13 protein-coding genes are annotated in these 11,901 nt (G+C 73.0%); 10 read left to right on the forward strand and 3 right to left on the reverse strand.

Annotated elements, in window-relative coordinates; translation table 11 throughout:
• The first annotated feature begins 172 nt into the window (after positions 1–172).
• Positions 173–553, forward strand: a complete 381-nt coding sequence (locus tag ACFY1T_RS35470) for a PPOX class F420-dependent oxidoreductase (RefSeq protein WP_030858053.1) — start codon at positions 173–175, stop codon at positions 551–553.
• 84 nt (positions 554–637) lie between these two features.
• Here ACFY1T_RS35470 and rsgA read toward each other — a convergent pair whose 3' ends face one another.
• The gene (gene rsgA / locus ACFY1T_RS35475; RefSeq protein ID WP_390791860.1) at positions 638–1,759 is read right to left on the reverse strand and encodes a ribosome small subunit-dependent GTPase A; all 1,122 of its coding nucleotides are present in this window, start codon (positions 1,757–1,759) and stop codon (positions 638–640) included.
• Positions 1,760–2,093: 334 nt separating this feature from the next.
• Here rsgA and ACFY1T_RS35480 point away from each other — a divergent pair, with 334 nt between their 5' ends.
• Positions 2,094–2,507: a VOC family protein gene (locus tag ACFY1T_RS35480; RefSeq protein WP_390791861.1), complete on the forward strand. Its 414-nt coding sequence runs from the start codon at positions 2,094–2,096 to the stop codon at positions 2,505–2,507.
• Here the strand turns inward: ACFY1T_RS35480 and ACFY1T_RS35485 are convergent.
• Both ACFY1T_RS35485 and ACFY1T_RS35490 read right to left on the reverse strand, forming a co-directional pair.
• On the reverse strand, positions 2,450–3,175 hold the full coding sequence (locus tag ACFY1T_RS35485; protein ID WP_390791862.1) for a helix-turn-helix domain-containing protein: 726 nt from the start codon (positions 3,173–3,175) through the stop codon (positions 2,450–2,452). The genes ACFY1T_RS35480 and ACFY1T_RS35485 overlap by 58 nt on opposite strands.
• Positions 3,176–3,286: 111 nt before the next feature.
• On the reverse strand, positions 3,287–4,420 hold the full coding sequence (locus ACFY1T_RS35490) for a YihY/virulence factor BrkB family protein (RefSeq protein WP_229335918.1): 1,134 nt from the start codon (positions 4,418–4,420) through the stop codon (positions 3,287–3,289).
• A gap of 17 nt (positions 4,421–4,437) precedes the next feature.
• Between ACFY1T_RS35490 and ACFY1T_RS35495 the strand changes: the two genes are divergently transcribed.
• The 8 genes from ACFY1T_RS35495 to cysC all read left to right on the forward strand — a co-directional run.
• Positions 4,438–6,093 carry an acyl-CoA dehydrogenase family protein gene (locus ACFY1T_RS35495; RefSeq protein WP_390791863.1) on the forward strand — a complete coding sequence of 552 codons (1,656 nt, stop codon included), beginning with the start codon at positions 4,438–4,440 and terminating at the stop codon, positions 6,091–6,093.
• A 367-nt stretch (positions 6,094–6,460) separates the two neighbouring features.
• Positions 6,461–7,726: a GAF domain-containing protein gene (locus ACFY1T_RS35500; RefSeq protein WP_390791867.1), complete on the forward strand. Its 1,266-nt coding sequence runs from the start codon at positions 6,461–6,463 to the stop codon at positions 7,724–7,726.
• A 5-nt stretch (positions 7,727–7,731) separates the two neighbouring features.
• Positions 7,732–8,295 carry a GNAT family N-acetyltransferase gene (locus ACFY1T_RS35505; RefSeq protein ID WP_390791864.1) on the forward strand — a complete coding sequence of 188 codons (564 nt, stop codon included), beginning with the start codon at positions 7,732–7,734 and terminating at the stop codon, positions 8,293–8,295.
• 229 nt (positions 8,296–8,524) lie between these two features.
• On the forward strand, positions 8,525–8,608 hold the full coding sequence (locus tag ACFY1T_RS35510) for a putative leader peptide (protein WP_351782709.1): 84 nt from the start codon (positions 8,525–8,527) through the stop codon (positions 8,606–8,608).
• Between the two features lie 228 nt (positions 8,609–8,836).
• Complete coding sequence (locus ACFY1T_RS35515) at positions 8,837–10,546, forward strand: nitrite/sulfite reductase (RefSeq protein ID WP_390791865.1); 1,710 nt, start codon at positions 8,837–8,839, stop codon at positions 10,544–10,546.
• Complete coding sequence (locus ACFY1T_RS35520; RefSeq protein WP_390791866.1) at positions 10,543–10,722, forward strand: hypothetical protein; 180 nt, start codon at positions 10,543–10,545, stop codon at positions 10,720–10,722. The genes ACFY1T_RS35515 and ACFY1T_RS35520 overlap by 4 nt, the downstream gene beginning before the upstream one ends.
• Positions 10,719–11,417, forward strand: coding sequence for a phosphoadenylyl-sulfate reductase (locus ACFY1T_RS35525; protein WP_030858030.1), 699 nt, complete (start codon positions 10,719–10,721; stop codon positions 11,415–11,417). The genes ACFY1T_RS35520 and ACFY1T_RS35525 overlap by 4 nt, the downstream gene beginning before the upstream one ends.
• 44 nt (positions 11,418–11,461) lie before the next feature.
• On the forward strand, positions 11,462–11,901 hold a 440-nt coding region (cysC, locus tag ACFY1T_RS35530; RefSeq protein ID WP_390791868.1), incomplete at its 3' end, for an adenylyl-sulfate kinase.

An 11,901-nucleotide genomic window follows, 5' to 3' on the forward strand; every position in this document is an offset into this window, starting at 1 on the left:
GCGGAAGCCCTTGTACTGGACGTACTCGGGATTTCGCCCGGTGCGCCGAGAGCGCGTGCCGGGCGTCGCGGGACAGGCGGGACTTTGCGGACACGACCTAGGGCCATGGATCCACGTCCGCTCGGCCGCGGGCCCCATGCGGGTGGTCCCTGGCGCTGCCAGGCTGGACGGCATGACGGAGTTCGAGGGTTTCAGCGAGGCGCAGCTGGCGTACCTGCGGTCGCAGCGGCTGGGGCGGCTGGCGACGGTGGACGCTGCCGGGCAGCCGCAGGCGAATCCGGTGGGGTTCTTCCCGCAGGAGGACGGCACGGTCCTGGTGGGCGGCATGGCCATGGGGTCGACGAAGAAGTGGCGGAACCTCGGGAAGAACCCGAGGCTCTCGCTGGTGGTGGACGATCTGGCGAGCACCCGCCCGTGGAAGGTCCGCGGCGTGGAGATCCGCGGCCGCGCCACGCTGGAGGTGGGCCCGCACGCGCTGGGCCCGCACTTCAGCCCGGAGGTGATCCGGATCCACCCGGAGCGGGTGTTCGCGTGGGGCCTGGACGAGGCCTGACCCCGGCGGCGGGCCCGGTACGGGGCCCGGACGTCTGCCCTCCTCGGGGGAGGGGACAGGCGTCCGGGCACCCGGGGTCGGGCGTCAGTAGCGGCCGGTGCGCTTCGCCGCGTAATTGGCCCGGCCCTCGGCCGACTTGATCCGCCAGTCCCGGCGGATCTCGTTGCGGAGCCGGGCGTCCGTCTTGGCGACGATCCGCTGGTTCTCCCGGAGCAGCTTGCGGTAGCTCTCCAGGCGCCGTTCCGGCAGCTCGCCGTTCTCGAGCGCTTCGAGCACCGCGCACCCGGGCTCGGCCTCGTGCGCGCAGTCGTGGAAGCGGCAGTCGGCCGCGTACTGCTCGATCTCCGAGAAGACCTGGCCGACCCCGGTCCCGGCGTCCCACAGGCCGACGCCCCGCAGTCCGGGGGTGTCGATGAGGACGCCGCCGCCGGGCAGCGCCAGCAGGTTGCGGGTGGTCGTCGTGTGCCGGCCCTTGCCGTCCGCGTCGCGCGTGGCCTGGACCTCCATGACGTCGGCGCCGAGCAGCGCGTTGGCCAGGGTGGACTTGCCCGCGCCCGAGATGCCGAGCAGGACGCTCGTGCCGCCGGCGACGATCGCCGCCAGCACGTCCGTGCCCTCCCCGGTGTGGGAGGAGACGGTGAGGACGCCGACGCCCGGCGCCGTGGTCTCCACGTCCTGGACCAGGTGCGCGAGCGTCACCGGGTCCGGTACGAGGTCGGCCTTGGTCAGGACGACCAGCGGCTGCGCCCCGGACTCCCAGGCCAGGGCCAGGAAGCGTTCGATGCGGCCGAGGTCCAGTTCGACGGCCAGGGAGACCGCGATGATCGCGTGGTCGACGTTGGCGGCGAGGATCTGCCCCTCGGACCGCTTCGAGGAGGTGGAGCGTACGAAGGCGGTCCGGCGCGGCAGGTACGTCTTGACGTACCGGGGGTTGCCGGACGCCTCGACGGCGGCCCAGTCGCCGGTGCAGATGACGCGGAGCGGGTCGTGCGGGGTGACGAAGGCGGTGTCGGCGTGGACGATGCCGTCGGCCGTCATGACGTCGCACTGGCCGCGGTCCACCCGCACCACGCGGCCGGGCACGAGTCCCTGCTCGGCGTGGGGGGCGAACTCGGCCTCCCAGGCCTCGTCCCAGCCGAACGGGGCGAGGGCGGACGCGTACGCAGAAGAGGTGGAGGAAGACGGACGAGAAGAAGAGAAAGACAAGGGGAACCCTTCACAGGGTGGCCCCGGCAGCGCGTGCTCGGCGGCGCGCGAAGAGGTGTGAGGTCAGCCGGAGACCACGGAAGTGACATTGATGGTCTTCTGAGTGCGGGCAGCGGCCTGCGCGACGACAGTCATCAATGAACTCACCTCCGGGTCATGCACGTACTGGTCGGTTCCGCGCGGATCGGCGGGAACTCGATCACCGTAGCAAGTGGCCTCCGGCGCACGCCAACTCTTTTTCCGGCTTCCTTTCCGGATTCTTTCCGGCCACCCCGGCCGGGCCGATGTCCGATTCGTTCAAGACCGGCGGGGCGGCCGCTCCTAGCCTGGCCGCATGACTTCCCCAACGACTCCCCGAACCGCGCCCCGACTCGACATGATCGGCCTCGTCGTCTCCGACATGGCCGCCTCGCTCGCCTTCTACCGCCGTCTGGGCCTCGACCTCCCGGCCGGGGCCGAGGACCAGCCCCACGTGGAGGCCGTCCTTCCCGGCGGGCTCCGGATCGGCTGGGACACGGAGGACGTGATCCGCTCCTTCGACCCGTCCTGGACCCGCCCCGCCGGGGGCGACCGGCTGGGGCTCGCATTCCTGTGCGGGTCCCCCGCCGAGGTGGACGCGGTGTACGCCGAGCTGACGGACGCCGGCTACGAGGGCCGTCTGGAGCCCTGGGACGCCTTCTGGGGGCAGCGCTACGCGGTCGTGCTCGACCCGGACGGCTGCGGGGTCTCCCTGTTCGCCGCCGCGTAGGCCCCCGGCGTGGTCCCGGCCAGCGCCCGCACCTCGCGGGCGAGGTGGGCCTGGTCGGCGTACCCGGCCCGGTGGGCCACCTCGGCCTGCGGCAGCCCCCGCCGGGCCAGCTCCAGCGCCCGCTGGAGCCGCAGCACGCGCCCGAGCGTGCGGGGTCCGTAGCCGAAGGCGTCGAGGGAGCGCCGGTGGAGCTGGCGCGGCCCGAGGTCCACGGCCGCCGCCACGGCGGCGACGGACTCCCCCGCGCGGAGCCCGGCCGCCACCCGTGCGGCGAGGGGGTCGGGGGGCTCGCTCCGCGCCGCGCGGCCGCGGACCAGCCGCTCCAGTCCCGAGCCGGGGTCCTCGTACGCGCTCATGCGCTCGGCGAGGGCGCGCACCTGCGGCTCCGGCCAGAGGTCGGCGAGCTCGACCCGCCGGTCGCGCAGCTCGTACGCCGGCACGCCGAGCAGCGCGGGAGCCGTGCCGGGGGCGAACCTCAGCCCGGCGAAGTACCCGCCCGGGACCTCCCCGGCGGGGTGCGGGCCGGTGTCGGGGCCGGCCACCAGCAGCCGTCCGCCCACCCACAGCAGGTCGATGCAGCCGTCGGGCAGCACGGGCCCGCCGGGGGCTCCGGTGCGCCGCCAGACGATCGCGCCGGGCACCAGGGGGGACGTCCGCTCCTCGTACACGGCCACCACGCTACGCCGCCGCCCGCGGGCCGCGCCCGCCTGCCAACCGCCCGCCGGGCCCGCCCGCGGACCGCCCGCCGGGCCCGCCGGGCCCGCCGAGCCCGCCCGCGGTCAGTGCTTGCGCAGCCGGGAGGAGTAGTCCTCGGGCGGCAGGAACTTCGACCAGCGCTCGGGGAACTCGGAGGGCATCGCACCGTCGCCCTCCTCGTCGTCCTCCGACTCGCCCTCGGCGAGGGCCCGCCACGCGGCGGCGCGCGCGATCAGCTGCGCGGCCTCCACCTCGCGGGCCCGCTCGTTGGCCTCGCGGGCCGCGGCGGTGGCCACCGACGGCCAGACGCGGTCGATGGCGGCGTTGACGGCCGCGCCGACGAGCACCGCGAAGGCCGACACCCCGATCCACAGCAGGACGGCGACGGGCGCGGCCAGCGAGCCGTAGATGGTCGGGCCCTCGACGGTGTTGGTGAGGTAGATCCGCAGCAGGAACGAGCCCAGCACCCACATGGCGAGGGCCACGAGCGCGCCCGGGACGTCCTCGATCCACGGGGAGCGCACGGGGACGGACACGTGGTAGAGCGTGGTCAGGAAGGCGATGGACAGCAGGGTGACGATCGGCCAGTAGAGGACCGCGATCACCTCGGTGCTCCAGGGCACCCAGCGGACGACCGCGTCCGGCCCGGCCACCATCAGGGGCAGGACGACGGCGCCGATCACCAGGGCGACCACGTACAGCAGGAAGGACAGCAGCCGGGTCTTGACGATGCCGCGCTGGCCGTCGAGCCCGTACATCACGGTGATGGTGTCGATGAAGACGTTGACGGCCCGCGAACCCGACCAGAGGGCGAAGGCGAAACCGAGGGAGATCAGGTCCGGGCGGCCGGCCTTGGTGACGTCGTCGAGCATCGGTTTCGCGATGTCGTTGACGCCGCGGTCGGAGAGGACGGTGCCGACCGCGTTGAGGATGTTCTCCTCGATGGAGGCCACGAAGGTGCCGCCCGTCCAGCCGTCGACGTACCCGAGCAGGCCGAGGAGGCCGAGGAACAGCGGCGGCAGCGAGAGCAGCGTGAAGAACGCCGCCTCGGCGGCCAGGCCGAGGATCCGGTACTCGATGCACGAATTGACGGTGTCTTTCAGCAGCAGCCACGCCATCTTGCGCTTGGAGACGTTGCGGTACAGGGCACGGGCCCGGTGGAGTCGCCCGGGGACCCGCTCGTGGACCCGCTCGGGTGTTTCTTTTGCTGGCTGCACGTCCTTACGGTATCCGCATGGCAGCCACCACCCACACAGTCACCAACCAGGCCCCTCCCCTGGTGGGCCACGACGTCTACGGCACCGACCGGGCGCTGCGGGAGGGCGTGGAGCGGCACCTGTCGGCCGCGGCGCCCGAACTCCTCGGCGCGGTACGGGAAGAGCTCCACGAACTCGGGCGGGCGGCGGGCTCGGCGCAGGCCCAGCGGTGGGGTGCGCTGGCGAACGAGAACCCGCCGGAACTGCGCACGCACGACCGGTACGGCAACCGGATCGACGAGGTGGAGTTCCACCCGGCCTGGCACCGGCTGCTGGGGCACGCGGTGGGCGCCGGGCTGACGGACGCGTGGGGACGGCCGGCCGGTCACCTGCGCCGCGCGGCCGGGTTCTTCGTGTGGTCGCAGGCGGAGGCGGGGCACGGCTGCCCGGTCTCGATGACCCATGCGGCGGTACCGGCGCTGCGGGCGGATCCGGAGCTGGCCGCCGAGTGGGAGCCGCTGCTGACCTCGCACGTGTACGAGCAGGGGCTGCGGCCGCCCGGGCGGAAGGCCGGTGTGCTGTTCGGCATGGGGATGACGGAGAAGCAGGGCGGCAGCGACGTACGGGCGAACACGACCGCGGCGAAGCCGCTGGACGCGGCGGGCGAGTACCTGCTGACGGGGCACAAGTGGTTCTGCTCGGCCCCGATGTCGGACGGGTTCCTGGTGCTGGCGCAGGCCTCCCCCTCCGGGAGGGACGGCCTGACCTGCTTCCTGGTGCCCCGGGTGCTGCCGGACGGGACGCGCAACGTGTTCGCGGTCCAGCGGCTGAAGGACAAGCTGGGCAACCGGTCGAACGCGTCGGCCGAGGTGGAGTTCGACGGGACGTGGGCGCGGCGGGTCGGCGAGGAGGGGCGGGGGGTGCGGACCATCATCGGGATGGTCGCGGCGACCCGGCTCGACTGCGTGCTGGGCTCGGCGGCACAGATGCGGCAGGCGCTGACGCAGGCCGTCCACCATGCGGAGCACCGCTCTGCTTTCGGAGCACGGCTCATCGAGCAGCCGCTCATGCGCAACGTCCTGGCCGACCTCGCACTGGAGTCGGAGGCGGCGACGACGCTGGCGCTTCGCCTGGCGGCCGCGTACGACGCCGACACGGAGCAGGAGCGGGCGTTCCTGCGCATCGCGGTGCCCGCCGCGAAGTACTGGGTGACCAAACGCTGTACGCCGATGGTGGCGGAGGCCCTGGAGTGTCTGGGCGGCAACGGCTACGTCGAGGAGTCGGGGCTGCCGAGGCTGCTGCGCGAGTCCCCGCTGAACTCGATCTGGGAGGGTTCGGGCAACGTACAGGCCCTGGACGTGCTGCGGGCGCTGCAGCGGGAGCCGATGGCGCTGAACGCGTTCCTCCGGGAGGTGGGGCTGGCGCGCGGCGCCGACCACCGGCTGGATTCGGCCGTCAAGGGGCTGCTGACCGAGCTCGCGGACCTGGAGGGCATCGAGGCGCGGGCGCGCCGCGTGGTGGAGCGGATGGCGCTCGTGCTCCAGGGATCGCTGCTGGTGCGGTGGGCTCCGCCGGAGGTGGCGGACGCGTTCTGCGCCTCGCGGCTGGGCGGCGACTGGGGCGCGGCCTTCGGCACGCTGCCGCACAGCCTGCATCTGGGTGCGCTGGTCGAACGGGCGCGGATCGCGGGCTAGGTTCCGGGTCCTGTCCCCAAACAGGTCCGGGCCGGGATCCGGGCCCGTCTGACCGGGAGCAGGGGTGGCGCCGCGCCGACTCGGCACCACCCCTGATCCGAAAGCCCCGAGGAGGAGCTGTCACGCCGCGAGGCGACGTCCGGACAGTTTCGGTCGGGTGCCCGCGACTTGGCGAGAGTTGCATACCGTTGCAACCCTCTGAGTCCTCCGGGTCCCCGGTGTTCCGTGCGGTCCCGGCGGTCTTCGCGTTCTCTGCGTTCTCTGCGTTTCTTTGCGTTCTCTGCGTTCTCTGCGTTTCGTTCCGCACGGGGAGGTTCCGGTGACCTACACCGCAGGCAGCACGGTCGATGTGGCACGCATCTCGGCCATGGACGCGCGGGAGGCCGCGCGTCTGCTCAAGGGCGTACGGGCGGCCGCGCTGGCCGGGGACCGGCCGCCCGCGGAGCCCCGCCCGGAGATCGCCGAGTCCTGGCGCCGGATGCTGGCCGGCGGGGTGCACCCGGACCGGGACGCGCGCTCGCGGATGCTGTCGGCGGCCGAGACCGAGGAGCGGCGGCAGGTCTCGCCGCTGCGGGAGATCCTGCCGGTGCTCCGCGAGGGGCTGCTGCCCGCCCTGGACGCGGCGCTGCACATCATGGTCGTCGCCGACGCCGAGGGGCGGCTGCTGTGGCGGGAGGGGGCCCCTTCGATCCTGCGCAAGGCGGACCGGCTCGGCTTCGCGGTGGGCGCCGACTGGGACGAGGCGGTGGTCGGCACGAACGGGGTGGGTACGGCGCTGGTGGCCCGGCAGCCGGTACAGGTGTTCTCGGCGGAGCACTTCGTCTCCAGCCACCACGACTGGACCTGTGCGGGGGCTCCGGTGCGGGACCCGCGGGACGGGCGGCTGCTGGGCGTGGTGGACGTCAGCGGGCCGCTGGCCACCATGCACCCGGCCACGCTGGCGTGGGTGACCTCGGTCGCGCGGCTCGCGGAGCGGGAGCTGCGGATCCGGCACCTGGAGTCGCTGGAGCGGCTGCGGGCGGTCGCGTCCCCGCTGCTGGCCCGGCTGCCGGGACAGGCCCTGGCGGTGGACCCGCACGGCTGGACGGCGGCGGTCACGGGGCTGGCGCCGGCGGACCGGATCGCGCTGCCGAAGGGGTTCGGGCCGGGCCGGGTGTGGGTGGCGCAGCTCGGGGACTGCCTGGTGGAGCCGCTGCCGGGCGGCTGGCTGCTGCGCGTCGCGGGGACGCCGGGCACGTCCGCGGCGGCAAGCCGGGTCGTACTGGACCTGAGCCGGCCGCGCGCGTGGTCGGCGACGGTGTACGGGGCCGCCGGGAGCTGGTCCCAGGAGCTGAGCCCGCGCCACGCGGAGCTGCTGTTCCTGCTGGCGGAGAGCCCGCGGGGGCGGTCGGCGGCGGAGCTGGCGGCGGAGCTGTTCGGGGACCCGACGCGCACGGTGACGGTGCGGGCCGAGCTGTCCCGGGTACGGCGGCACCTGGGCGGGGTGCTGACCCATCGCCCGTACCGCTTCGCGGACGACGTGGAGGTGGAGCTGATCCGCCCGGAGGACCCGGCGGCGCTGCTGCCGCACTCGACGGCGCCGGCGGTGGTCAGGGCCCGGCTGGGCCGGGCGGGGGCCGGCGTGATTCCCTGACCCGCATGAGCACCCTCACTCTCACCACGTGGTCCCTGGAAATGGCCTCGCCGCAGGATCTGGTCCGGGCGGCCGTCCCGGGGTCCGAGATCAGTGTCCGGCGGGCGGAGGTCCCCTCGCCGGAGTTCAGCCGCTTCCTCTACGCCTCGGTGGGCGGTGACATCCACTGGACGGACCGGCTGTCGCTGACCCGGGCGCAGTGGGTGGAGCAGCTGGGCCGTCCCGGCGTGGAGACGTGGGTGGCGTACGAGCGCGGGACGCCGGCGGGATACGTGGAGCTCGACCCGCAGGAGGACGGCGTGGTGGAGATCATGTACTTCGGTCTGCTCCCGGACTTCCGGGGCCGCCGCATCGGCGGCCACCTGCTGACGCTGGGCGTCGACGCGGCCTGGTCGCTGGCGGACCGCTGGCCGGGGCGCGAGGCGACGACGCGGGTCTGGCTCCACACCTGCAGCCAGGACGGCCCGACGGCGATGGACAACTACCTGCGCCGCGGCTTCAAGCTCTTCAAGACGGAGACGGAACAGAAGGAAGACACCCCCACCCCCGGCCCCTGGCCGGGCGCGTAACCCCGCACCGGAACCCGCGGCGCCCCGTGCTCCCCGGGGCGCCGCCGCCCCGCCCCCGTCTTCCGGCGCCGCCGGCCGGGCGGCGGGTGGCGCGGAGTGGCGCCTTCCGGCCGGACGCCGCACCCCCCACCACGTGACCGGCATCACGTCGTCTCGAAATGCGGGACTACATCGTCCGAATAATGGACAGTAGTGGACTCCTCCAATCGGCCCATGACACGCTTCCGTCATGAATGGAGCTGGAATTGCCTTGGTGAGTCGGCGGCACGTCGACCTCGGCCGCATGTCCAGCGCCATCTGTTCGGCGCGCTGACGGAACCAGCCACCGCCGCGCAGCCCCGGCACAGCGCCCCGCACACCGTCGTAGCGGGGGCGCCGCCGCCCGCAGTCCCCTGAAGGCAGAACACCGCCCTGACCACCGGCACAACCGGGAAATCGGGCGGCGATCGGCCGCACCTGCTCAGCGGCAGGGCTGATCACAGGGGCACTCGCCGCCCCTCCCCCGCCCTTGCAACGAGCCGCCGAAGAAGGACGTACCGCCATGGCCGCCACCCCCGAAACGCCCGCAGCCGCAGCTCCCGCAGCCGCCGCGCGCCGCAAGACCGGCCGTCACCGCGGCGAGGGTCAGTGGGCCGTCGGACACCACACCCCCCTCAACGGCAACGAGCAGTTCAAGAAGGACGACGACGGTCTCAACGTGCGGACACGCATTGAGACGATCTACTCCAAGACGGGCTTCGACTCGATCGACCCCAACGACCTGCGCGGCCGCATGCGCTGGTGGGGCCTCTACACCCAGCGCAAGCCCGGGATCGACGGCGGCAAGACCGCGATCCTGGCGCCGGAGGAGCTGGACGACAAGTACTTCATGCTGCGCGTCCGCATCGACGGCGGCCGGCTCACCACCGAGCAGCTCCGCGTGATCGGCGAGATCTCGCAGGAGTTCGCGCGCGGCACCGCCGACCTCACCGACCGGCAGAACGTGCAGTACCACTGGATCCGGATCGAGGACGTCCCGGAGATCTGGCGGCGGCTGGAGGCCGTCGGACTGTCCACCACCGAGGCCTGCGGTGACACGCCCCGCGTCATCCTCGGCTCGCCCGTCGCCGGCATCGCCCAGGACGAGATCATCGACGGCACCCCCGCCATCGACGAGATCTACCGCCGCATCGTGGGCAACCCGGACTTCTCCAACCTGCCCCGCAAGTTCAAGTCCGCGGTCTCCGGCTCGCCGCTGCTCGACGTGGCGCACGAGATCAACGACATCGCCTTCGTCGGGGTCGAGCACCCCGAGCACGGCCCCGGCTTCGACGTATGGGTCGGCGGCGGCCTCTCCACCAACCCCAAGCTGGGCGTGCGCCTGGGCACCTGGGTCTCGCTCGACGAGGTCCCGGACGTCTACGAGGGCGTCATCTCGATCTTCCGCGACTACGGCTACCGCCGCCTGCGCACCCGCGCCCGGCTGAAGTTCCTCGTCGCCGACTGGGGCCCGGCCAAGTTCCGCCAGGTCCTGGAGGACGAGTACCTCAAGCGCAAGCTGACCGACGGCCCCGCGCCCGCGCAGCCCAGCGGCCAGTGGCGCGACCACGTCGGCGTGCACCGGCAGCAGGACGGACGGTTCTACGTCGGCTTCGCACCCCGCGTCGGCCGCGTGGACGGCGCCACCCTGACCAAGATCGCGGACGTCGCCGAGCAGCACGGCTCCGGCCGCCTGCGGACCACCGCCGAGCAGAAGATGATCGTCCTCGACATCGAGGCGGACAAGGTCGACTCCGTCGTCGCCGCGCTCGAGGCGCTGGACCTTCGGGTCAAGCCGTCCCCGTTCCGCCGCGGCACGATGGCCTGCACCGGCATCGAGTTCTGCAAGCTGGCCATCGTCGAGACGAAGGCGCGCGGCGCCTCGCTGATCGACGAGCTGGAGCGCCGCCTGCCGGAGTTCGCGGAACCGCTGACCATCAACATCAACGGCTGCCCGAACGCCTGCGCCCGCATCCAGGTGGCGGACATCGGTCTCAAGGGCCAGCTGGTCCTGGACGACGACGGCAACCAGGTGGAGGGCTACCAGGTCCACCTGGGCGGCGCGCTCGGCCTGGAAGCCGGCTTCGGCCGCAAGGTCCGCGGCCTCAAGGTCACCTCCGACGGTCTGCCCGACTACGTCGAGCGGGTCGTCACGCGCTTCGAGGAGCAGCGCGAGGACGGCGAGCGCTTCGCCGCCTGGGTGACCCGTGCGAAGGACGAGGACCTCTCGTGAGCGAGCGCGCGGCCCCGTTCTACTGCCCGTACTGCGGCGACGAGGACCTGTTCCCGAACGAGACGGGTCACGGCGCCTGGGAGTGCAGGTCCTGCAACCGGGCCTTCCAGCTGAAGTACCTCGGGCTGCTGTCCCGGGGCGTCCGGCCCGACACCGCTGGAGGGGACGAGATATGACCACCGCTCAAGACGCGGGTCTCAAGGCCGTAGCCGAGCAGGCCGGGCGCGACCTCGAGGACGCGTCCCCGCTGGACATCCTGCGCTGGGCGGCCGACACCTTCGGCGGGAAGTTCTGCGTCACCTCCTCCATGGAGGACGCGGTGGTCGCCCACCTGGCCTCCCGCGCCTTCCCCGGCGTGGACGTGGTCTTCCTCGACACCGGCTACCACTTCGAGGAGACCATCGGCACCCGCGACGCCGTCGAGGCCGTGATGGACGTCAACGTCATCACGCTCTCCCCGACCCGCACGGTCGCCGAACAGGACGCGGAGTACGGCCCGAAGCTGCACGACCGCAACCCCGACCTGTGCTGCGCGCTGCGCAAGGTCAAGCCGCTGGAAGAGGGCCTGACCGCGTACGACGCGTGGGCGACGGGCCTGCGCCGCGACGAGTCCCCCACCCGGGCGAACACCCCGGTGGTCGGCTGGGACGAGAAGCGGCAGAAGGTCAAGATCTCCCCGATCGCCCGCTGGACCCAGGACGACGTGGACGCCTACGTCGCCGAACACGGGGTCCTGACCAACCCGCTGCTGATGGACGGCTACGCCTCCGTCGGCTGCGCCCCCTGCACCCGCCGCGTGGCGGAGGGCGAGGACGCACGGGCCGGCCGCTGGGCCGGACGGGCCAAGACCGAGTGCGGACTGCACGGCTGATGACCGACCCCATATCTCTTACGAACGCGACGGAGAGCAAGCAGATGAGCGTGAGCGACCAGGGCGCCACCGTGTGGCTGACCGGGCTGCCGAGCGCGGGCAAGACCACCATCGCGTACGCGCTGGCCGAGCGGCTGCGCGCCGAGGGCCACCGCGTGGAGGTACTCGACGGAGACGAGATCCGCGAGTTCCTCTCCGCCGGGCTGGGCTTCTCCCGGGAGGACCGCCACACCAACGTGCAGCGGATCGGGTTCGTCGCCGAACTCCTCGCGAGCAACGGCGTCAAGGCGCTCGTCCCGGTGATCGCGCCGTTCGCCGACAGCCGCGAGGCCGTCCGCAAGCGGCACGCCGCGGAGGGCACCTCGTACCTGGAGGTGCACGTGGCCACCCCGGTCGAGGTGTGCTCCGTACGTGACGTGAAGGGCCTGTACGCCAAGCAGGCGGCGGGCGAGATCTCCGGTCTGACCGGGGTCGACGACCCGTA

It is taken from the genome of Streptomyces sp. NPDC001194, from assembly GCF_042896985.1.
Taxonomy (GTDB): Bacteria; Actinomycetota; Actinomycetes; order Streptomycetales; family Streptomycetaceae; genus Streptomyces.

Excerpts from the sequence above, each read along its gene's own strand:
- ACFY1T_RS35470 (WP_030858053.1), top strand. The coding sequence starts at position 173 with ATGACGGAGTTCGAGGGTTTCAGCGAGGCGCAGCTGGCGTACCTGCGG.
- ACFY1T_RS35480 (WP_390791861.1), top strand. The coding sequence starts at position 2,094 with ATGACTTCCCCAACGACTCCCCGAACCGCGCCCCGACTCGACATGATC.
- ACFY1T_RS35495 (WP_390791863.1), top strand. The coding sequence starts at position 4,438 with ATGGCAGCCACCACCCACACAGTCACCAACCAGGCCCCTCCCCTGGTG.
- ACFY1T_RS35500 (WP_390791867.1), top strand. The coding sequence starts at position 6,461 with ATGGACGCGCGGGAGGCCGCGCGTCTGCTCAAGGGCGTACGGGCGGCC.
- ACFY1T_RS35505 (WP_390791864.1), top strand. The coding sequence starts at position 7,732 with ATGAGCACCCTCACTCTCACCACGTGGTCCCTGGAAATGGCCTCGCCG.
- ACFY1T_RS35510 (WP_351782709.1), top strand. The coding sequence starts at position 8,525 with ATGAATGGAGCTGGAATTGCCTTGGTGAGTCGGCGGCACGTCGACCTC.
- ACFY1T_RS35515 (WP_390791865.1), top strand. The coding sequence starts at position 8,837 with ATGGCCGCCACCCCCGAAACGCCCGCAGCCGCAGCTCCCGCAGCCGCC.
- ACFY1T_RS35525 (WP_030858030.1), top strand. The coding sequence starts at position 10,719 with ATGACCACCGCTCAAGACGCGGGTCTCAAGGCCGTAGCCGAGCAGGCC.